We start from the raw sequence: 22,080 nt of genomic DNA on the forward strand, positions 1-22,080 counted from the left end.
TTATATCCACGAGCGGCAGTGATGCCACACCGTATCTGGGTTCGCTCTCCTTTCTCGCGTTGGACACCCCAGCGCACCGCGACCCCATATACGTTTGTCTTTTATTTTCGATGAAAACGATTTTAAGTAGGAGGCACTCCCAATGAACATTCGTCCTTTACATGACAAATTGATTGTTGAGCGACTTGAGGTCGACAACACATCTGAGGGCGGAATCGTACTGACATCCAAATCGGCGCAAAAATCAAACCGCGGTAAAGTGCTGGCGGTCGGTCAAGGCCGTCTGCTCGACAGCGGCGAACGTGCGGCGATGGCAGTCAAAGTGAATGACCACATCATCTTCCACGATGGGTATGGTGTGAAAACCGAGAAAATAGACGGGCATGACTACCTCATCCTGTCTGAATCAGACGTATTGGCGATTATTGAATAATTTTGTTGTGAGTTTTTAAGGAGAGACACAATGACAGCAAAAGACGTTTTATTCTCTAACGACGCTCGACAAAAAATGCTCACCGGGGTGAACTTGTTGGCCAATGCCGTGAAAGTCACGCTCGGTCCCAAAGGTCGCAATGTGGTGCTGGATAAATCTTTCGGCGCACCGACCATCACCAAAGATGGGGTTTCCGTAGCCAAAGAGATCGAACTGGAAGACAAGTTCGAAAACATGGGCGCGCAAATGCTCAAACAAGTGGCGTCCAAAGCCAACGACGAAGCAGGCGATGGCACCACCACCGCGACCGTATTAGCGCAATCGCTCATCAACGAAGGCCTCAAAGCCGTGGCGGCGGGCATGAACCCGATGGATCTCAAACGCGGTATCGACAAAGCCGTCGAAGCCGCAGTCGACAAACTACAGCACATGGCCCAACCATGCAGCGACAAACACGCCATCACCCAAGTGGGCAGCATTTCAGCCAACAGCGATCGCGCGATTGGTGAAATCATTGCTGAGGCGATGGAAAAAGTGGGTCGCAATGGCGTCATCACCGTGGAAGAAGGTCAGGCGCTGCAAAACGAATTGTCAGTGGTCGAAGGCATGCAATTTGATCGCGGCTACCTATCGCCCTACTTCATCACCGACGCCGAGTCCGGCGTGGTTGAATTGGACAACCCATACATCCTGTTGGTCGATAAGAAAATCAACAACATTCGCGAGCTGATCCCGCTCTTAGAAGCCGTCGCGAAAGCCGCTCGCTCGCTGCTGATCATTGCCGAAGATGTAGAAGGCGAAGCCTTGGCAACATTGGTGGTGAACAGCATGCGCGGCATTGTCAAAGCCGCTGCGGTGAAAGCGCCGGGCTTTGGTGACCATCGCAAAGCGATGCTGGAAGACATTGCCGTGCTCACCGCAGGCCGTGTGATCGCGGAAGAGATTGGCCTTGAACTGGAGAAAGCGACGCTCGACGATCTCGGCAGCGCGAAAAAAGTCACCATCAGCAAAGACACCACCACCATCGTCGATGGCGCAGCAGATGAGCGTGCAATTCACGATCGCGTGGCGCAGATCCAGCACCAGTTGGACAACACCACGTCACAATATGATCGCGACAAGTTGCAACAGCGCATTGCCAAACTGTCTGGCGGCGTAGCGGTGATCAAGATTGGCGCGGCAACTGAAGTCGAGATGAAAGAGAAGAAAGATCGCGTGGACGATGCACTGCACGCCACTCGCGCAGCCGTCGAAGAAGGCATCGTGGCTGGCGGCGGTGTAGCGCTGACCAAAATTGCCAAATCGCTCAGCGATCTGCAAGGCGACAACGATGATCAAAACGTCGGCATTCGCGTCGCACTGCGTGCGATGGAAGAACCGTTGCGTCAAATCGCCATCAACGCGGGTGACGAAGGGTCTGTTGTCGCCAACGCCGTGAAGGCAGGCGACGACCACTACGGTTACAACGCAGCGACGGGTGAATACGGCAACATGATTGAACTGGGCATTCTTGACCCAGCGAAAGTCACTCGTTCTGCATTGCAATATGCCGCCAGTGTCGCAGGCCTGATGATCACCACCGAAGCGATGGTGACAGATGCGCCTAAAGCGCCCGAGGCTTAATCGTGAAATAGATTGAGGGGGCATCCCCCTCCCCCTCAATCAAGTGAGGTGAAGATGAAACAGTATCCAGCGCTGCATTTAGAAATTGCCGAAACCGCCGCAGGCCCCGGTTCCCCCACCTGGCCTGCGGTGCAGAATTTCCCTCGTATTCACCGTGACGCAATCTTCTCGCTGCCGCCAGCGCGCGTGTCCCCCGCTCAGCCCCGTATCTGGGTAATCACGTTCGATCTGGCCAAGCTCGCCGAGCTGATTCACCGCACACTTCACTGATGCCCTCCCTGACCCGCCTCGCGCGGGTCAGTTTTTATCGCCGCGTTGACACCATGTAAAGTTCATCGAACAACCCCGCATGCAGTCAATATCCAGATAACACTACACATTCATCCCTCAGCCGTTACTATGTAGGGGCTTTCTGCAACCTCGTTGCCTTTCAAGCACTCCTTGTTGCCAATCCGTCATGAAGACACGCTCAATGCCGCCGAAGGATTCCGCCGCTCAGGCACTGTGGCTATTGGCATGATCCAGACAATAAAAAAGAAGGTGTCTCCAATGGAAAGTCAGTCTCATCAAGTATTAATGAAACGTCCACGCCGCCTGCGCGCGCATCAACACATTCGTCACATGGTGCAGGAAACCCAGCTCAACAAGAGCGATTTGATTCAACCCATTTTTGTCGAAGAAGGTATTGACGCGCCCGTCGCGATTGACGCGCTACCCGGCGTATGCCGTATTCCAGAATCCCACATCGCCGATGAAGTGACGGCGCTGTATGAACTCGGCATTCGCTACGTGATGCCATTTGGCATTTCGCATCACAAAGATGAGTGTGGCTCCGACACATGGCACGACAACGGCTTGCTCAGTCGCATGATCAAAGCGATCAAAACCGCATGCCCCGACATGATTGTGATCCCCGACATCTGTTTTTGTGAATACACCACGCATGGCCATTGCGGGGTAGTGCACGACGGGTCAGTCGATAACGACAAAACCGTTGAGAACCTCGTGAAGCAGTCTGTTGCAGCAGCGAAAGCAGGCGCAGACATGTTGGCGCCATCTGCAATGATGGATGGCCAAGTCGGCGCGATTCGCCGTGGCCTCGATGCGGCAGGGTTCCCGAACGTGAGCATCATGGCGCACGCGATCAAATTTGCCTCCGCATTCTATGGCCCATTCCGCTCCGCGGTGGAATGCACGCTGGAAGGCAACCGCGATACCTATCAAGCCGATCCGCACAATGGCCGCCAAGCCTTGGTTGAAGCGGCATTGGATGAAGAAGAAGGCGCAGATATTCTGATGGTGAAACCCGGCACGCCGTATCTGGATGTACTGAAATCGCTCAGCGACAACACGCGCCTGCCACTGGCGGTGTATCAAGTCAGCGGTGAATACGCGATTTTGAAAACAGCGGCACAAGCTGGTCTGTTAGATGAGAAACGCGCGGTACTGGAAACCATGATTGGCTTTAAACGCGCTGGCGCGAGTGTGATAGTCACCTACTACGCGAAAGAGCTGGCGCAGTGGCTGAGTGAATAATTCCGTCATCAACCAATTGCCCGTCACCGTGACGGGCAATATTTTAATAACGATGTTTTGATCGTGAGACTTTAATAACAATACTTTGATAACGATCCTGGGATAACAATGCTTAGGCGCTGACCCAGCGAACACCATTCTTCCCGCTGCGTTTCACTTGATACATGGCTTCATCTGCCCGTTCATAAAGGGTGTCAAAGTCATGCTGCCCCGGCGCAAACTCGCACACACCAATACTCAACCCAATCTGCGCTTTGCCATTTTCCAGCACCACCGGTTCGGCGACCTGAGTCAGTAACTGATCGGTCAATGTATTCAGCGCCTGCGTTTCTTCTTGCTCGCACAACAGAACAAACTCATCGCCACCAAGACGCGCAATCACCGACTGTGGCGGCGCAAACTGCTTCAACCATTCTGCCACGACCACCAGCACCGCATCGCCCGCTTTGTGGCCGAGATGATCGTTGACCGTCTTGAAGTTATCGATATCGATAAACACCATCGCCGCCAGCGATTCGGACTTAGCGTGATTGATGCGGTTAAATTCACTGTGCAGCGCTTTGCGATTAAGCAGATTGGTGAGCGGATCCTGACGCGCTAAACGCGACAATTCCTGTTCGTAGCGTTTTTCGTTGGTGATGTCGATATGCGTGCCCATGATGCGTAGCGGCGAACCATCCTCGGCGTATTCAACGATACGCCCGCGATCCGACACCCAACTGTGACTGCCATCTTTGTGCAGCATGCGATGCACCACCTGATAGGTATCCGCGCGGCCTTGCAGATGATCCTCAAGCGCACCGACGGCGAGATCGTAATCGTCCGGATGCAATTTGCTTTTCCACGTTTCAACATTGGCTTCCAACTCGTTGGGTTGAAAGCCGAGCATTTTGCCCCACTCCATGTTGAATATGCGCAGGCGCCCCGTCGGGACATGTTGTTCCCACAAGCAGAGCCCAGTGCCATCCAGCGCGGCATTGAGCTTCTCTTCTAAGCGCTGCTTGTCACGAGTGAGCTGCGCTACCTGTTGTTCCAGCAGTGTGATGCGATCTTGTTCCATGCTCTTGTTTGGGTGTCACTCTCCGAACCCTTAGTCTGCCACAGTTTCCGGTTGAGTCGCATCCTCGAATTGATGACGAATGTGCAACATGCTATCGAGATGCTCGAGAAAGCAATCCAACAAAAGCGGATCGAAATGCTTTGCACGATTCTCGCGCAGGTATGCCACCACCTCAGCCACACTCCAAGCCCGTTTGTAAGGGCGCGTCGATAGTAGCGCATCAAACACATCACAAATCGCCACTATGCGCCCTTCCAGCGGGATCTCTTCTCCCGCCAGCCCCGCCGGATACCCGGAACCATCCCACTTTTCATGGTGTGTGAGCGAAATGCGGCGCGCCATACGAATCAGCTCGGATTTGTTGTCAGGAATGATGTCACCGCCAATGGCCGGATGTTGTTGCATCAATTTCCACTCATCCGCATCGAGTTTGCCCGGCTTGAGTAAAATCTCATCCGGCACACCAATTTTACCCACATCGTGCAGCGGGCTGGCGATTTGAATCATCTTGCACCAGTGCGCCGGTTGTCCCAGCGCTTTGGCCAGTTCAAAGCTCATGCGGCTGATGCGTTTAATGTGTTCGCCAGTTTCGTTGTCACGAAATTCACCCGCTTTGGCAAGGGCAAAATTGAGTTCGTAAGCCAGCTCTTCCAACTCAAAACAGGCGGTATCGTAATACACCGCGGTGGCGAGTCCTAAATCCAAGAAGATGGCACGATTGAGCGCCGACATGTAGCGATGAATGTTGTCGATGTTGGGGGCGAGCGATTGGTAGACCACGCGCGCCAATTGACTCATCACAATGCAATACGCGCCAGAATACACCTTAAAATCGATGCCAAGCCGTTGATGGGTTTGACCAATGCGAATGGTCGCGTTGTAGTAATTCACGCCAAAGTGACCGCGAAACACATAAAGCATCAAGTGGTCACGCAAATGCCCACGGGCGCGCACGATTGATTGTTCGTTTTGGTAAAATTGCGCCGTTTCCGGACAACTGCCGAGATGATCGTACACAAACGCCAACACCTCATCGATGTTGCGTTCCATGATCCAGTAATACTCGCGCAGTGCATCCACCGTTTGCTGATCAATGGCCAAATACGATGCCCATCGACGAATCGCATTGCCTGGATCCGAGCCAAAAGCCACTTCCATAATCCACCTGACTATTTTTCATTGTAATTATTCGTATGTGCTGCACAAAAACCATACTTTTTGTGTAGTTAATGTACGGATATAACAAAAGCGTCTGCGCTCTTAAAGAGCCGCATCGACCAAGTCCTTATTTTTTATAAGAGTATTTGCACAGGTTCACATTATGATTGGAATCGACTTCACACGTTTCATTTTGTTCGTGCCACAAGTTCGACGTCTGCTTCGTCGCGCAAAGACAAGGTCAAGGAAGCCCGATTGCGTGAAGCGAGATCGGCCTTTGTCAAAAAAATGTTGCAATAATGCTTCTCGGCCGAATGATTAAATAATAAGCTCTAAGTTCCATATAATAATAAGGAGATTTATCGTGAGACGATTGGTATCCCCCTTCTTACTCAGTTCGGCTTTATTGGCATTTTCAGGGTTCGCTTGTGCAGCCAACCACATTTACGTTCAAGCGTCGAAAGGCAGTTTTAACGATGCCGCGATCAGCAAACTATTTGAGCAACAACCGGCTCTCAAAGCGGACGTTGATTTTTCCGGCACACCACTCAATACCTTCATGCAGGCCGATTTAAATGATGGCTTGGCCTTTAGTGCGGTGGAAAATTCTACCATCAATGGTCGCTTGGTTCAGGCCACGGTTGAGGCGCTACAACAATACAAAGTGGTCGCGGTGAAAGCATTTATTGCCACACCGATTGAAATGTGTGTGCTAATGAACACGCACGATGTCGAGGCCAAACGCTCGATTGCCTTGATCGCGTCACACCCTGCGGCGCTCAAGCAGATTGATACTTGGAAACATCACTTGAAAGCGAAAGAACTCGCCGTGCCAGAAGGCACCGCCGCCGCCGCGCAGCGTGTATCCGATGGTGAAATGCCCGATGGCACCGCCGCTATTGGCGCGTGTGTGCTGGAAAAAGTCTACCCCAATCTAGTAGTGGTGGAACAAGGCGTACAGGATAACAAGAACAATAAAACGTCATTCTTGTTGATGGATGTGGAGAAGCGAATCTCGCCGATTGGGGAAAGCGACGCGCGCAAAGAACTCGAAAGCGCGATTGAAAAAGGCCAATTACTGTAAGTTTAGCCAAGAGGACAGTTTCTCAAAAAGGTCAGTTTCGGGAAGACATACCGACTGCACGCGGTATGTCTTCAATGACCATGAGGAGGCGGAAAAGAAGCTGCGCGTTACTGATAAGTCATCAGATCGCGATCATCAAACCATTTGGTCAGTTCTGCTCGCGGCAGATGGGAGGTATTTTGAATCACATTTTTGGTTAAATGCGGCGCAAATTTCTCAATAAAGTCATACATGTACTGCTGCAAATAGGTGTTTTTGTTATAACACAACCAAGCGTAACAATCCGGCACCAACCCTTCCAGCGAACGCACCGTAATCGAGTCACTTAGCGCGTGTGTCGCCACTGATGCGATGATGCCAATGCCCACCCCTAAACTCACATACTCTTTGATCACTTCCGCATCCATCGCCGTGACGATGTATTTCGGTGTCAGACCTTTTTGCTTAAACGCATCATCAATCGCGCCACGCCCGGTCGACTTGAGTTCGTAACTGATGAGTTTTTCCTGCGCCAACTGCTCGAGCGTGATGTTCTCTGCTGTCGCCAACGGATGGTTGGACGGCACAATCAGCGCCAGTGACCATTTGTAAGCGGGCAGCACAGCTAAATCCATCTGCTCATCGACGTCCTGCGCCACAATCGAGAAATCGTACGGGCCAGAAGGCAGCGTATTGCCACGGGTTTCCGGCTCAATCGTCCCCATGTGCAGCGACACTTTCGGGTATTTTTTCATAAAGAAGTGCACCGTTTCCGGCAACAGGAACTTCGCAATCGCATTGGTGGTGTAGACATTCACTCGTCCCATATCTGGCGAGGTCACACTGGCCGAGAGCGCTTTGATGCGTTCTTCGATTTCCAGCATTTTGCTGGCTTCACGAATGATCTGGCTGCCGATTTCGGTCGCGCCGGAAAGGTGTTTACCTTGGCGCTCAAAAATCTGCACACCCAGCTCATCTTCCAGCAACGCAACTTGCTTACTGATCCCCGGCTGAGAGGTGAATAATTTGTCTGACGTTAACGAGATATTGTATCCATTCCGCTGGATCTCGCGGATATAGCGCAGTTGCTGTAGCTTCATTGTGTACTCCTAGGTCACAAAATGATTGCATAACAATCACTTAAATGAGCCATTAGTTATACAGGATTCGACGAGTTCGAGCTAGTCTAACAATGAATAAAAAGCGCGGCCATCACGCGCGCATGCAACACTGCCACCGCTCGATTCACCAAACGGCAAAAGGGCGATTCCGCGCAGAGACGATTTGCTTTAAGATCCAAATCGTTCACGCTCACCACGCTTCGGTCACACACCAACCGCAGCCACACCGCCATGAGGAATCCTCCCGTTTGGTTACCAAAGTCTCTGATTCGATGCTGACAATTGCCCTACCTTCGCTGATCCATCGCATTGGTCGCGAGCACGCCACCGCTTTACAAGCGTTTGCTACTGAGCACCGCTGCACCCTCAAACGGGTACGCCGCTCGCGCAACTGGCAATGTCAGGGCGAGCCGGAAGATATGCTGTTGTTGCTGCGTACCATTCAAGCGAGTGAGATGGCGTTGTCGGTGTCGTTTGTGGTGACCAAACTCGAATCTGGCATTCAGCCGTATCGACAAGACACGCTCAGTGAACGACTGGCGCATTTCGTGCGGGAGAATCCGGCGATGACGTTGGCCGAATTGATGGAAAAAACGGACTGTACCGTGGCTCAAGCCAGAGCGGCGCGCGAAGCGCAAGAAACGTGGTAAACCAGCACATACATCGATGACTGGTTTACCTGAACGTGGGCGAAAATTAGGCTTCGCTAAGCAGCGCTTTGATAATGGTCAGCACACCGCCGTCACGGTTACTTGGCGCGCGGAAACGGGCGTACGTTTTCACCTGCTCATGCGCGTTCTCGACCGCGTACGAGTAGTAGCTGGCTTGCAACATTTCAACATCGTTGAAGTAGTCGCCAAACGTCATGGTTTCCTGCTCGGTAAAGTGGAACTTCGCTTGCAGTTGCTTAATGGCTGTGCCTTTTGATGCTTCGGCATTCATGACATCCAGCCAGATTTTCGCACTCACCACCACTTTATGGCTGTCGCCAAATTTCGCGTTGATGCTTGGGTAAACCCATTGTTCCGTGCCATCAAAATGACAAATCGCCACTTTAATGAAATCGTCCTCAACCGATAGTAGATCCGACACCGACTCGCAGCGATGGTAGTACTTTTGAATTTCTTCCATCGCCTGTGGATCTTGGGTTTCAATATAAGCGGAGCGCTTACCACACAACACCACATGCGTGCCTGCAATGCTTCTTGCGGCATTGATGATGTCGGCAATCGCGACTTTGTCGATCGTGCTGCTGTAAAGCTCTTCACCTTTGTACATCACCAAGGTGCCGTTTTCAGCGATAAACATGATGCGATCCTGAATTTCCGCGAAGGTATCCAGCAAGCTGTAATACTGGCGACCAGACGCCGCAGCGAACAAAATGCCGCGTTCATCCAACTGTTTGTGCAGGGAGAAAAATTCTGGGTCGAGCTGGCCTTTCTCGTCGAGAAGCGTGCCATCCATATCGGTGGCGATGAATTTAATAATGCGTTGTGACATAAAATGAAAACTCATAGATTCAAAAATGCGTGGGCTGGGCCATCCTACCATATTCCGCCGCGGCTTATTTAGTTTGCTGTCAGAATGCATGAGAATCCGATTCAACCGACACAGCCATTCGGCAGGCGTGATCATTTACGCGATTAAAACTCAAAAATAATTGTAATAAACTCAAAAAATGTTTAGTTTTAAGGCGGATTTATTTGAGGAAGTGTCATTATGAGCTTTAAACAAGCCTACCTGTTTTACCTAACTTGCGCCGCCACCATCAGCTTTGGTTTTTCGTTTCTGGTGCTTTACCTAGCAATCAACAGCTAAGTATCCTATCGCTGAACACGATAAGCATTAAAAAGCCGCTGCAGAGACGATCTGCGGCGGCTTTATATTTGGCTTGAAGAGACCACGTGACGTGGCTTTAAGAAACAACGTTATGCGGCTTTCACCGATTTGGTATTCGTCGCGCTTGGACGAGCTTTTTCACGAATGAGCGCTTCGTGTAGCGCGCAAATCGCGCTGTTGTAATCACTGTCTTCAACCACAAATTGCACGTTCACATTGCGCATCGAAGAGTGCGCCGCCATCGGATTCACATTCAGTTCCGCCAAAGCGTGCATGCCGCGCGCTAACGCTTGGTTGGTGTTGATGTTCGCACCAATGGCCGAAATCAACGCCACCATTTTCCCAGAGATCGACGCGTTCGGGTAACGCTTCTCCGCTTTGTACAACACCTGATTGAGGTTATCGCTGGTGCCGCTTAAAAAGTACGTCATCGAGTTGGCATTCATCTCTTTTCCAACCAAATGCACTTTGGCTTCAGCGATGATTTCCATCAAGTCGTAGCTCACGTTATCCACTTTGCCGACCATGCTCTGATCAAACATGTGCAGCGCAAACACCTTGTTGCGCCCGGCAATGATTTCAACCTTATTGTCTTCCGGTTGATGATGATTGGAAATCAGCGTACCCGGGTGGTCGGGTTCAAAGGTATTTTTCACCCGCAGCTCAATGCCCTGATTGCGCAGACCCGCTGCCGCATTGGGGTGAATCGCTTCCATGCCGAGGTTAGCCAGTTGATCGGCCACATCAAAGTTGGTCAGCCCCATGGGGCGTACTTTCTCTGGCCCCACGACGCGTGGGTCGGCCGAGCTGAGGTGATACTCTTTATGAATGATCGCTTGGTCCGCATGCGTCAGCGCAGCAATGCGGCTGAATGTCATCTCGCTGTATCCACGATCGTAAGTTTTCATCAAGCCTTCATCGCAATAGGCATAGCCCGTCACGATCGGCAGCTCTGTCGAAACATCAATCTCTTCGAAAGCGCGCAGAATCACCTCATCCAGACGACCTTGCGTGCCTTCGTTCCACCCCGACAGGTCGACAAATCGCGCGTTGATGCCGAGCGTTTTCAATTTCAGAGTCGTGTTGTACGCACTGTGCGCTTCACCAATCGACGACAGAAACTCGCGAATTTGGGGTAGATAATGACGCAATGAAAACTGCCCGTATTGGCAGGTTTCAAGAATATTATTGATGCAGTTCACTGCTTCAGAAATGCGGGAACGAATGAACTTATCGGCGCGAATCCGGCTCATGGGATCGGCAAACAAGTGTTCATTGGTCAGCAACATACGCTGTTCCAGCTCGTACATTGCATCCGTCCAACTGTCGTCGCGTTTCGCGATCATTTGATAAATGCCGGGCTTGCCAGTGCGTTTGCACTCCAACAGCGCATCGGTCATGCCCGAGTAAGCCGACACAACAAACACGCGGTCGTACGGATCGCTCGGTTTAAGCAGAATATTATCAAGGACCGCGTCAAACGCAGTCATGGAAGTACCACCGATCTTTTCTACGGTGTAAGACATGGGGTCTCCTCGTTATTTTAAATTTACAGGGTGTGGCGTGCGTCAGGTTGCCAGCAGGCGCCAGCAACCTCAGTCAGCCTGCACTAATCGGCGATGGGGTAAACGCCGTTTTCATCGTGCACTTCCGCCCCTGTCAGCGGCGGGTTAAACACGCACGCCATGACCATATCGGCACCTTTGTAGGCGCGCAGGTAATGTTCATCGTGTTTATCCAAGATGTAGAGCGTTCCCGGTTTAATCGGGTAAGTTTCACCACCCACCACCGCAATTTCGCCCTCACCGGACATGCAGTAAACGGATTCCAGATGGTTTTGGTAGTGAATGTGGGTTTCAGTGCCTTTGTAGATGGTCGTGATGTGGAATGAAAAGCCCATCTGATCGTCTTTGAGCAACATGCGGACACTTTCCCACGTTCCGGTTTCAGCAACGATACGGCGTTCGCTTTGGCGACATTCATCCAAGGTTCTTACAATCATGACTCTTCCTTATGAGGCTTTTTTAATGAATTGAGGGGCGATGTGTTCCACCGCGCGTTCGAAAATGGCCAGGCCTTGTTCCAGCTCGGCTTCACTGATGGTCAGCGGACAGAAAAACTTCACCACTTCATCATTCGGGCCGGCGGTTTCAATCACCATGCCTTGACGAAAACATTCGCGAGCAATTTTTTCTGCGATGTCGCCATGTTGACAGGCGATCCCTTGCATCAGGCCACGTCCTTTAAGACGCGTAAACAGCTCGGGGAAGCGGCGCAATGCGGTTTGAATCGTGCGCGTGACTTGCTGCGCTCGCTCTTGAATATGCTGAGCAAAATCATCGGTCGCCCAATAGGTTTCCAGCGCTTTCGCTGCCGTCACAAACGCGTGGTTGTTGCCACGGAATGTGCCGTTGTGCTCACCCGGTTTCCACTGATCCAGCTCGGGCTTAAACAGCACCACCGCCAGCGGTAAACCGTAACCGCCGATCGATTTCGATAGCGTCACGATGTCGGGTTCAATCCCCGCAGGTTCAAAACTAAAGAAGGTGCCCGTACGGCCACAACCGGCCTGAATGTCATCGACAATCACCAGCACGCCATGTGCTTTACACAGCTTACTCAGGCGTTGCAGCCACTCATTGGATGCAGCGTTCAAACCGCCTTCCCCTTGCACCGCTTCCACCAAAACTGCGGCTGGCTTATCCAAGCCAGACGAGTTGTCGTTCAGCATGGTTTCAAACAGCGCAAGGCCATCGATATCGGCATAGCCGTCATACGGCAGACGCGTGACGCCAGAAAGGCCAAGCCCCGCACCACCGCGATGATGCTGGTTCCCCGTCGCCGCCAATGCGCCGTAAGAACAGCCGTGAAATCCGTTGGTGAAGGCCACAATATTGGCGCGTCCGGTGACTTTACGTGCCAACTTCATGGCCGCTTCAACGGCGTTGGTGCCGGTTGGACCCGTGAATTGCACTTTGTAATTCAGGTCGCGAGGTTCAAAGATGTAGGTTTGCAACGCATGCAGGAATTCCGCTTTCGCTTCCGAATGCATGTCCAGACCGTGCGTGATGCCATCTTTGTCGATGTACTCAAGCAGTGCTTGTTTAAAAATGGCGTTGTTATGGCCATAGTTCAGCGAGCCAGCGCCCGCCAGAAAATCGAGGTAAGCATCACCATCTTTGGTATACAGCCAGCTTCCTTTTGCGGTGGAAAACACCACAGGGAAATGGTTAGCATAAGATTGAACGTTTGATTCTTTCTTCTTAAAGATATCCATAACGATGGGATTTATCCTTTTCGGTTGGTTCGTGGATTAAGGGGGATTCGGTACAGGTATTCGGTGTCGTGCTCGCCATTAAAATGGCGGGTTTCATCAAGAAACGTTGACACTTCACCCCGTTCACCGTGGGCCCGATCCAATTTCTTAAACAGGCTCCAAGAGCCGTTGTTGTCTCGAGTAATGGTGGTTTCCAACACCTCAATGTCGGTTAGCTCATCGCGAGTCAATAACTCGTTCAGCATATGGAAAGCCAGACCCATTCCGCGTGCGTTTTCATGCACCGCGACTTGCCAAATAAACAGTTCGCCCGGTTTATCCGGCTTGCGATAGGCTGAAACGAAACCCACCATGTCGCCATTGCGCTCGGCGACCACACAGGTACTTTGAAAGTGAGTGGATTGCAGGAAGTTACAGTAAGCGGAGTTCTCATCCAGCGGCGAGCACTGAGACACTAACTCATGTACGCGCTTGCCATCCGTTCGATTGGGAGTTCGGAACGTCCACTCTTCCTGAGCGTTGTGCATAATTTCAGGGTATGCAACCCATGGTGCTGCTGTAATCATTGTCTGCCACATATCAATTCAATTAGAACTCTAAACAAATTCCTTTTATAAACTAACAGCTCAAATGATTATTTCAACCCCACGATATAAAAAATAATAATGGATAATTCAATAAAACCATCCTAATCAATCGATTATCCCATGTAATTTAATATATCGGACACAACAAAAATAGTTAGACATGTAATCAAAATGACAATCACATAACAATACGATGTCAAAGTGATTAAGTTACATTGCTATCACTAGCAATTTGAACGCAATTCGCATTTTGCATTCGCATAATGCAATTGATTGAGCAAAAATAGGGCTTAAATCGACCAAAATCGTTCAATATATAGTCAAAACAGTGCTCTGAAAGTTGGCACATATACTGCATTATATTAGTCGACCCTTATTAAGCCGAGGGTCACCTAGCCAACTGACGTTGTTAGTGAATACATTTTGTTCACACTATATATCAGCCAATCGTGCTCATTACGATTGGCTATTTTTTTGCCTGCAATTCGCGATTGAGATCGTGGCTGAGAGCTTTGGCACACTTCTTAACACAGCGCTTTACCTCCTCAATTTCCACAGTAAAGTAAACACGTCAATGACCATCAGAATTGCCCATGAAAACGGACTATCAAAAACGCTTACTGCCCGTCATTCGCTTTCTCGAAACGAACTTCGATCAGCCCTTTAATTTGGAAGCGGTCGCGCGTATGGCGTGTCTCTCCCCTTATCATTTTCATCGTATTTTTAAGGCGGTGGTTGGCGAAACGCTCAACGACTATCTGCGCCGTTTGAGAATGGAAAAAGCCGCCAACCAGCTATTTTATAAAAAGAAAACGGTGGTTGAAGTGGCTTTGTCTATGGGCTTTTCCAGCTCGCAGGCGTTTGCCAAAGCGTTCAAACAACATTTTGGCCTGACCGCCAGCCAGGTGCGTGAATGCGACAATTTGGAGGCGTTTACCCTATTGCTGAAAAATAGCAAGATAGGACACACATTGCGCAAGGATGGACACGCGTTCGATGCGCCGGGCACGTATCATGACCAAACATTGAACACAAGGAGTCAGCACATGGAGCTACACACTTTTGAACCCAGCGGTTTGGCATTCGTGCGCGTAACCGGGCCGTATGGCGAAAACTACGATCCCGCCATTGGCACGTTGTATGGTTGGGCAGGCCCGGCCGGATTGGCGCACCACACATCAATTTTCATTTATCACGATAACCCAGAGCTCACGCCCGCCGACAAATGTCGTACCGACATCTGCCTGCAAGTGCCCACAGGCACCGACGTACCAGCGCATATCGAATACACTGAGTTTACGGGTGGGAAATACGCGACGATTCGCCGCACCGTGACGGACAAATCTCAATATGTGCAGTATTGGAATGAGTTGATGGAGAACGTGGTTGAACAAGGCCTCGATTGCGACGATCGGCCGTGCTTTGAGCTGTATCACGACTGCAACTTAGAAACGGGCGTCGCCGACGTGAGTTTCTGCACCGCCATTCGCTAGCTTCATCCATCACGCTGTTTAGAAACCATCAGGGGAAGCCAACGCTTCCCCTTTTTTGATGTTTGTTCTGTCGAATTGCCATTGATGTTGCCGGGCTTACCGCAGCAACATCTGACGTCCGTCCATGCGCAGTGGTCGCACGCGCTGAATGCTCAGTGCCTGTTTTTTCTTCCACTGAATGTGGCACAGCTCCATCACCAGACCAAACGCCATGGCAAAGTAGACGTAGCCTTTGTTGATATGCAGTTCAAAACCTTCAGCCATCAACAGGCCGCCCAGCAATACCAAGAACAGCAGTGCCAAAGTTTTGAAACCGGGGTAACGGCTGACCAAGGCGTTAATCTTGGCGGCAGTTAACATCATGATCACCGCAGAGACCAGAATCGCCGCTACCATCACTGGAATATCGTTGGTCAAACCGACGGCCGTGATCACCGAGTCCATCGAGAACACCGCATCCACCGCCACAATTTGCAGCAGCACCACCGTCAATCCAGCGCTCACGTTGGCACGGGCATGCTGCTCGACTTCAGTCAGCCAAGACCACAGCTCTTTCGCCGCTTTGACAAGTAGGAAGGCGCCACCGCCAATCAAAATGAAATCACGGCCAGAGAACGCGTTCCCCAAGACCGTCACGATAGGGCTGGTCAAAGACATTACCCAACTGATCGAAAACACCAAACCGATTCGCGCGGTCACGGCCAGCGCAATACCTAAATTGCGCGCCAGTGCTCGCTGATGCAGCGGCAAGCGTTCACACAGTACGGAGATAAACACCACGTTGTCGACACCCAATACCACTTCCAATGCCAGCAGTGTGGCGAAGATGGCCCAGGTTTCAGGTTGGAGAAACAGTTCTAACACACGGCCTCCTGAGAAAAGGAAGCGGAGTTAAGGGAAAAAAGAAGTGAAGTTGGTCGCCTTAAGGGGTCGTCCATTCGTTGTTATAACCTCTATGACTTAGGAGGCATCAGTAAATCATTGCACCCTTTGTTGAGCAAGATCTCCATTTGTAACAAGCTGTAAAACAGCCTATTTTCGGCATGCTGCGGTGTGGGAAATTATAGTTTGGCGCCGTTTTGATACTCATAACGATGCTGGCGGGGCGTTTTTCCGCTCCAGCGTTTAAAGCGTGTACTGAAGTTGGCACTGTTGGGATAGCCCACCATTTCGCCGATATGTTGCACCGACCAATCGGAGCGCGCCAGCAAACGAGCAGCGTACTCCATGCGCAGCCGCGTCAAGTGCGCTTTGGGGCTGTGATGATAGTAAGTTTGACTCAAACGATGCAGGTGCGGCACGGAACACGGCACCAAGGCCGCCAGTTGTTCCACGCTCCATTCACGATGCAGTTGCTTTTGCACCTGCTCAAACGCGCGATTCAATCGCACTGCCATGCGTGGCTGAGGATGGGGCGTCGGGGAATTCAACAACACATTGATTTGTGCAACCGCGTATTGGGCGATAGTTTCGCCGAGTTCGGCAGGCAACGATAGAGTACGCACCAAGGTTTGCGTACAGGAAAACATCACATCAGTCACGGGCGTCAGATCGTAGCGAATTGTCGCATCAACCACACAAGGCCAATCGCGCTGGGGTGACAAAAACAGCCACGCCAATTGCCAATCTTCTTCTTCAATACCAAAGCCATTCTCAACGCCCGCAGGCACCACGATCATCGAACCAGGCTCCAACACATAACGCTCTTGCCCGCTTTGCAACCAACCTTTGCCCTTCACGGTAAACAGCAACATGTGCTGCCCGGGTGACTTCCGATACACGCTAAAAGACTCGCGACAGGTGGCTAACCCACACTGAACAATGCCGCTCTGCTCAAGGTGCAACGCATGCTCCTGATCGATCACCTGATGGGTGGTTTGATCGGAAATTCGATAATGTTCTTGCGTGTCCTGAATCATGAGAGTTTGGCAAATATTTGGGATGGAATTGAACAATACAAAGGAACGCTCTGCCCCTACACTGACAGCGTTCATTTCTTCGAGTGAGATCGCACCCATGTTGGCCTCTTTTCATCATCTGGATCGCCCGTTCTGGCAAAAACTGATCAGCATTGGCGTGCCCGTGTCCATGCAATCTATGCTGTTTTCACTGCTGGGTGTGGTGGATATTTTTATGGTCAGCCAACTGGGTGAAGCCGCCACCGCCGCCGTCGGGGTGGGCAACCGAATCTTCTTTTTCAACTTGATCGTCATTGTTGGCGCGAGCAGCGCAGTAAGCGTGTTGGCGTCGCAATACTTTGGCGCGGGTAATCTCGATGGCGTGCGCCGCACACTCGCCCAATCGTGGGTGGTCGCCCTTGGATTCACGCTGCCATTTATGGCGCTGTATCTGATATCGCCACAATCGGTGGTGTCGATGATTGCCTCAGACCCCGAATACATCGCTTTGGCGACCGATTACTTGTGGGTCACCGGGGCAAGTTTGTTCTGCACTGCCTTGGTGGTGCCGGTTGAGGGCGTGTTGCGTTCGGTTGGCGAAGCCAAACTGCCGACCCGCGTCAGCATCATTGCCATCATCATCAATGCGATCCTCAACACGCTGCTGATCTTCGGCCTGTTCGGTTTCCCTGAACTGGGCGTTTTGGGCGCGGGAATTGGAACCTCGGTTTCTCGCGTGTGCCAGACCGCCATGTTGTTTTACGCGTTGCACCGCCGTTACCCGCACCTGCTGCCGACACGAACACATTGGCAGCAAGCGAAGCTGCGCCTACACCGCGTACGCTACTACAAAGTCGCGTGGCCGATGATTGTGCACGACACGGGTTGGGCCGCGGGCATTCTGGCGTATAACGTGATTGTCGGTCAGTTGGGCGTATCAGAGCTGGCGATCATCTCGTTGCTTTCACCGATAGAAAGCGTGTTGATCTCGGCGTTTATGGGATTTGCGGTCGCTGCCTCAATCATTTTGGGCAATGAAATTGGCGCTCAGAATTATCAACGCGTCGAGAACACCGCGTGGTGGTACGTGATTACGAGCTGCGTGCTGGCGTTGCTGTTGGCACTACTTTGCTATCTCGCCAAACCAGCACTGGCATGGCTCATCAGCCATAGCCCGCTGGAAGATTCAGCCATGGCATTGAATGTGTGTTTGGTGATGGCATTTGGCATGGTGCTACGCGTGTTCAACATGGTTGGCATTGGCGGCGTGCTGAAAAGCGGCGGCGATATTCGCTACAGCATCTTTATTGACCTGTTCGGCCAATGGGCCATTGGGATTCCGCTCGCTTACTTCACCGGTTTGGTACTCGGGTGGCCGCTGCACTGGGTGTTGATGGCAATTTGGCTGGAAGAGGTCGCCAAGATTTTCCTGACCACGCAGCGCATTCACTCCAAACGCTGGATCAACAACCTGATTGGCGACAGTGAATCGCCATCGCTCATCGCGCAGCAAGCGAAATGAAAACAGCCTGACGCGCAACAACGTTCGCGCGTCAGGCGTAATTAAGCAAGACTGAGGTCTGATTGGCATCGACTGTGATTAGAACCGATGCCGTGCAATCGCCACGCAATCGCAGTCCAACTATGACGACATGGACGCAGTCACGCGGTCGCATTTGGCAGCGCAAATGAAATCATTTTTGTGCAGCCCTTTGATTGAATGGCTCCACCAAGTCACGGTCACTTTTCCCCACTCAAGCACGATGCTGGGATGGTGGAATTCGTCTTCAGCAAGCTGAGCAATCTGATTGGCGAATGCCCAAGCCAGCTTGAAATTCTTAAAGCGATACGCTTTTTCCAATTGTGGAATGCCGTCGCGGTGGATCAGCGCCCAGCCTTCAAGTTCGCTTAACAGCGTTTGCTGTTCGTCCTGAGTTAACGCTATCGCATCAGCGCTGCACGCTTCGCAACGTAATTCATCAAGCATGTGTTTCTTCCTTCGGGGTAAATAAAGGGGGCAGCAGTCCTGCCGCCATGGCCTGTTCAACATGGCCCATCAGATCGGTCTGACTGAGCTGATACAACTGGCGAATATCGTCCAAGACGTAGTACACCGGCTGCATGATATCAATGCGGTACGGGGTGCGCAGGACGTTGTGCACGTTAAAACGCTCCTGTGTCGGAATGGGGCTATCGAGCGAATAGATTGTTTCGCCCGGCGATGAAAGAATCCCGCCCCCATAAATTTTGGTGTGATTTCCCTCGTTCACCAACCCAAACTCCACCGTAAACCAGTAGAGACGCGCCAGATAAGCCCGCTGCTGCGGTGTGGCGTTTTTGCCCAGTTGCCCATAAGTATGGGTGAACGCGGCAAAATCGGGATGCGTTAACATGGCGCAATGGCCGAAGATCTCATGGAAGAAATCCGGTTCTTGCAAGTAGTCAAACTCCTCACGGCGGCGCAAAAACGTCGCGACGGGGAATTGCTTCTCTGCCAGCAGCGCAAAGAAGCGATCAAAATTGATCAGTGCTGGCACAGGTGACACTTGCCATCCCGTTTCTCGCAGCAACACGCGATTAATTTCCGGCAATTGCGGCACGTAGTCGAGGGGCAGATTGAGCATCTCCAACCCATCAAGGTAAGCCTGACAAGCACGCGAACGAATGACCGATTGTTGGCGCACAACCAAGTCGTGCCAAATGGCATCTTCCTCGGGATCCCAATCGACAAATCCTTTGTGATTCACTGGTTTGGAATGATACGTCGTCATCACCCCATCTCCTTAACAACCTCGTTACATTAAGCCTATCGCCTTCGATTTTGGCTGCCAATGATCCGCTCTGAATACCCGCACAAAGCAGTGTAACATTTTATTTACATTCACTATTTTTTTGCTTATATATCAGCGATCTGATCATTGGCCGCAGGTTTGACTTTACGGAAAAATGGTCAAAACTTGATGCATTGCAGAAAAAAGAAAACCAATCATCGAGGATGTTATGTCAAACGCCACGCCCCTTTGGACGCCCAGTCAGGACCGAATCAACGCTTCCAACCTGCAGCAGTTTCTTCGTCACATCAACATGCAAGGCGAAGCGTTTGAGAGTTATGACCAATTGCACCGGTGGTCGGTAGCCGACAAGAAAAAATTCTGGCTCGAGGTGTGGCAATTTTGCGATGTGATTGGGTATTGCGGCGACTGCATTCATGGCGAAGGGATCGCGCGCTGGGATGAATTTGAACCCGCCAGAGACACCATTTGGTTTCCTCAGGCGCAGCTCAATTACGCAGAGAATTTACTCTCTTATGCCTATCAGCAGCCCGATGGGGTGGCCATTTGGTTTAAAAATGAAAATGGCCAAAGCCGCAAGCTGACTTGGCAGCAAGTGTGCGATCAAGTTTCCATCGTTCAGCAATGGTTAACCCAAAACGGCGTGGGCCGCGGCGATGTGGTCGCTGGCTATCTGCCCTATCTGCCCGAAAGCGTGATTGCCATGTTGGCGACCACCAGCCTAGGCGCAATTTGGACGTCAACCTCGCCTGATTTTGGCGTCGAAAGCGTGGTGGAGCGCTTTGGTCAGGTGCAACCGAAAATTCTGTTTTGCTGTAATGGCTACCGCTTCGGCGGCAAAAACCATGTGATGGAAGAACGCAACGCCAGCATTGTCGCGGCGATCCCGTCGATCGAAAATACCTGTCAAATCGAATACCTCCAGCAGCGCAGTTACAGCCAAGATTTCAACGATAGTTTTTCTGACTGGCCAGCGATCCTCGCCAGCTATTTGCCGCGCGGTATTGAGTTTGAACGCGTGGGGTTTAACGATCCGCTGTTTATCCTCTACTCCTCCGGCACCACTGGCCAACCCAAATGCATCGCGCATTCCGTCGGCGGCACGGTGCTGAACCACCTCAAAGAGCATCAACTGCACTGCGATATTCAACCGGGCGATCGGGTCTTTTATTACACCACATGCGGCTGGATGATGTGGAATTGGCACGTGTCCGCGCTGGCAAGTGGCGCAACCTTAGTGATTTATGACGGCAGCCCGATGTACCCACAGCCGGGCGTGTTGTGGGAGTTGGCTCAAGAAACCCAAATGACGCTGTTTGGCACATCAGCCAAATACATTGAAGCGTTGCAAAAAAGTCACTTCTCGCCCAGTGATTTCTACGATTTAAGCGCGCTGAAAACAATTTGTTCGACGGGCTCGGTGCTCTACCCCGAGCAATTTGAGTACGTCTACGCCGACATTAAAGCCGATTTACATTTGGCATCTATTTCGGGTGGTACCGATATTTGTGGCTGCTTTGTGTTAGGAAATCCAATCTCGCCGGTCTACCGCGGTGAATGTCAGGGCGCGGGACTTGGCCTTGACGTGGCGGTGTACAACGATACCGGCATTGCCGTGAGCCAACAGCGCGGCGAACTGGTGTGTCGCAACAGTTTTCCCAACCAACCGATTGGCTTTTGGCATGATGATGGCGAACGCTATCACCACGCGTATTGGGACAAGTACCCCGGTGTTTGGCATCATGGCGATGAAATTGAATGGACAGCGCAACGCGGTTATCGCTTTTATGGACGCAGTGACACCACGCTCAATCCGGGCGGCGTTCGGATCGGAACGGCGGAAATTTATCAGCAAGTCAATCAGTTAGATGAAATTGTCGATTCGATTGCGGTCGGTCAAAAACAGGGCAATGACGAAGCCATCGTGCTGTTTGTGCAGTTGGATAGCAAAACCTTTTTAACCGATGAGCTGAAAGAGAAGATTCGTAAAACCCTGCGCGCCCACTGCTCGCCACGCCACGTGCCAGCGTCCATTTATCCTATCAGTGAGGTGCCGCGCACCAAATCGGGCAAGTTGGTTGAGCTGGCGGTCAAGCAGACTTTGCAAGGCCAACCGGTGAAGAATATTGGCGCTATTGCCAACCCGATGGTGTTACAAGAAATAGAGCAGCTGTTTGAAAAGCATGAGGTTTAGCCACCA

Annotated in this window: 21 protein-coding genes; 9 read left to right on the forward strand and 12 right to left on the reverse strand. The window is 51.5% G+C overall.

The features are described 5' to 3' along the window. Window positions 1-142 precede the first annotated feature (142 nt). The 4 genes from VFA_RS11835 (at window position 143) to hemB (ending at window position 3,592) form a co-directional block, all read left to right on the forward strand. A complete protein-coding gene (locus VFA_RS11835; protein WP_004727064.1) occupies window positions 143-433 on the forward strand; it encodes a co-chaperone GroES in 291 nt (96 codons plus the stop codon). A gap of 30 nt (window positions 434-463) precedes the next feature. After that, on the forward strand, window positions 464-2,056 hold the full coding sequence (gene groL / locus VFA_RS11840) for a chaperonin GroEL (protein ID WP_004727065.1): 1,593 nt from the start codon (window positions 464-466) through the stop codon (window positions 2,054-2,056). Window positions 2,057-2,110: 54 nt separating this feature from the next. Further along, on the forward strand, window positions 2,111-2,326 hold the full coding sequence (locus VFA_RS11845) for a hypothetical protein (protein ID WP_004727066.1): 216 nt from the start codon (window positions 2,111-2,113) through the stop codon (window positions 2,324-2,326). A gap of 279 nt (window positions 2,327-2,605) precedes the next feature. Beyond that, window positions 2,606-3,592 (forward strand): porphobilinogen synthase, encoded by a 987-nt coding sequence (gene hemB, locus VFA_RS11850; protein WP_004727067.1) that lies wholly within the window; start codon window positions 2,606-2,608, stop codon window positions 3,590-3,592. A gap of 112 nt (window positions 3,593-3,704) precedes the next feature. Here hemB and VFA_RS11855 read toward each other — a convergent pair whose 3' ends face one another. After that, window positions 3,705-4,652, reverse strand: coding sequence for a GGDEF domain-containing protein (locus tag VFA_RS11855; protein ID WP_004727068.1), 948 nt, complete (start codon window positions 4,650-4,652; stop codon window positions 3,705-3,707). Window positions 4,653-4,682: 30 nt separating this feature from the next. Then, complete coding sequence (locus VFA_RS11860; protein ID WP_004727069.1) at window positions 4,683-5,810, reverse strand: HD domain-containing phosphohydrolase; 1,128 nt, start codon at window positions 5,808-5,810, stop codon at window positions 4,683-4,685. Between the two features lie 364 nt (window positions 5,811-6,174). On the opposite strand from VFA_RS11860, the gene VFA_RS11865 reads away from it, so the two are divergent. Continuing rightward, window positions 6,175-6,894, forward strand: a complete 720-nt coding sequence (locus VFA_RS11865; RefSeq protein ID WP_050780262.1) for a prephenate dehydratase domain-containing protein — start codon at window positions 6,175-6,177, stop codon at window positions 6,892-6,894. Window positions 6,895-7,001: 107 nt separating this feature from the next. On the opposite strand, the gene VFA_RS11870 is transcribed toward VFA_RS11865, so the two are convergent. Further along, entirely contained in the window at window positions 7,002-7,973 is a 972-nt protein-coding gene (locus VFA_RS11870) for a LysR substrate-binding domain-containing protein (RefSeq protein WP_004727071.1), read from the reverse strand. 92 nt (window positions 7,974-8,065) lie between these two features. Here VFA_RS11870 and VFA_RS11875 point away from each other — a divergent pair, with 92 nt between their 5' ends. After that, complete coding sequence (locus tag VFA_RS11875; protein WP_232281710.1) at window positions 8,066-8,644, forward strand: ribosome recycling factor family protein; 579 nt, start codon at window positions 8,066-8,068, stop codon at window positions 8,642-8,644. Between the two features lie 46 nt (window positions 8,645-8,690). Here VFA_RS11875 and VFA_RS11880 read toward each other — a convergent pair whose 3' ends face one another. From VFA_RS11880 to ectA, 5 genes are all read right to left on the reverse strand, one after another. Then, window positions 8,691-9,494, reverse strand: coding sequence for a Cof-type HAD-IIB family hydrolase (locus tag VFA_RS11880; RefSeq protein ID WP_004727074.1), 804 nt, complete (start codon window positions 9,492-9,494; stop codon window positions 8,691-8,693). Window positions 9,495-9,922: 428 nt separating this feature from the next. Next, entirely contained in the window at window positions 9,923-11,359 is a 1,437-nt protein-coding gene (locus VFA_RS11885; protein ID WP_004727075.1) for an aspartate kinase, read from the reverse strand. An 83-nt stretch (window positions 11,360-11,442) separates the two neighbouring features. Next, window positions 11,443-11,835, reverse strand: a complete 393-nt coding sequence (locus VFA_RS11890) for an ectoine synthase (RefSeq protein WP_004727076.1) — start codon at window positions 11,833-11,835, stop codon at window positions 11,443-11,445. A gap of 9 nt (window positions 11,836-11,844) precedes the next feature. After that, a complete protein-coding gene (gene ectB, locus VFA_RS11895) occupies window positions 11,845-13,110 on the reverse strand; it encodes a diaminobutyrate--2-oxoglutarate transaminase (RefSeq protein WP_004727077.1) in 1,266 nt (421 codons plus the stop codon). 11 nt (window positions 13,111-13,121) lie between these two features. Continuing rightward, window positions 13,122-13,688, reverse strand: a complete 567-nt coding sequence (ectA, locus tag VFA_RS11900) for a diaminobutyrate acetyltransferase (protein WP_004727078.1) — start codon at window positions 13,686-13,688, stop codon at window positions 13,122-13,124. Between the two features lie 602 nt (window positions 13,689-14,290). Between ectA and VFA_RS11905 the strand changes: the two genes are divergently transcribed. Further along, entirely contained in the window at window positions 14,291-15,190 is a 900-nt protein-coding gene (locus VFA_RS11905; RefSeq protein ID WP_004727079.1) for an AraC family transcriptional regulator, read from the forward strand. Window positions 15,191-15,286: 96 nt separating this feature from the next. On the opposite strand, the gene VFA_RS11910 is transcribed toward VFA_RS11905, so the two are convergent. Both VFA_RS11910 and VFA_RS11915 read right to left on the reverse strand, forming a co-directional pair. Beyond that, window positions 15,287-16,054, reverse strand: a complete 768-nt coding sequence (locus tag VFA_RS11910; protein ID WP_004727080.1) for a TerC family protein — start codon at window positions 16,052-16,054, stop codon at window positions 15,287-15,289. Window positions 16,055-16,251: 197 nt separating this feature from the next. Continuing rightward, window positions 16,252-17,109, reverse strand: a complete 858-nt coding sequence (locus VFA_RS11915; protein WP_038152230.1) for an AraC family transcriptional regulator — start codon at window positions 17,107-17,109, stop codon at window positions 16,252-16,254. Window positions 17,110-17,206: 97 nt separating this feature from the next. Here VFA_RS11915 and VFA_RS11920 point away from each other — a divergent pair, with 97 nt between their 5' ends. Then, on the forward strand, window positions 17,207-18,610 hold the full coding sequence (locus tag VFA_RS11920; protein WP_004727082.1) for an MATE family efflux transporter: 1,404 nt from the start codon (window positions 17,207-17,209) through the stop codon (window positions 18,608-18,610). Between the two features lie 120 nt (window positions 18,611-18,730). On the opposite strand, the gene VFA_RS11925 is transcribed toward VFA_RS11920, so the two are convergent. Together VFA_RS11925 and phhA are read right to left on the reverse strand one after the other, a co-directional pair. Continuing rightward, the gene (locus VFA_RS11925) at window positions 18,731-19,075 is read right to left on the reverse strand and encodes a 4a-hydroxytetrahydrobiopterin dehydratase (protein ID WP_004727083.1); all 345 of its coding nucleotides are present in this window, start codon (window positions 19,073-19,075) and stop codon (window positions 18,731-18,733) included. Further along, a complete protein-coding gene (gene phhA, locus VFA_RS11930) occupies window positions 19,068-19,859 on the reverse strand; it encodes a phenylalanine 4-monooxygenase (protein WP_004727084.1) in 792 nt (263 codons plus the stop codon). The genes VFA_RS11925 and phhA overlap by 8 nt, the downstream gene beginning before the upstream one ends. Before the next feature lie 229 nt (window positions 19,860-20,088). Here phhA and VFA_RS11935 point away from each other — a divergent pair, with 229 nt between their 5' ends. Continuing rightward, complete coding sequence (locus VFA_RS11935) at window positions 20,089-22,074, forward strand: acetoacetate--CoA ligase (RefSeq protein ID WP_004727085.1); 1,986 nt, start codon at window positions 20,089-20,091, stop codon at window positions 22,072-22,074. Window positions 22,075-22,080 lie beyond the last annotated feature (6 nt).

The sequence above is a fragment of the Vibrio furnissii CIP 102972 genome, assembly GCF_000176175.1.
GTDB classification, from domain to species: domain Bacteria; phylum Pseudomonadota; class Gammaproteobacteria; order Enterobacterales; family Vibrionaceae; genus Vibrio; species Vibrio furnissii.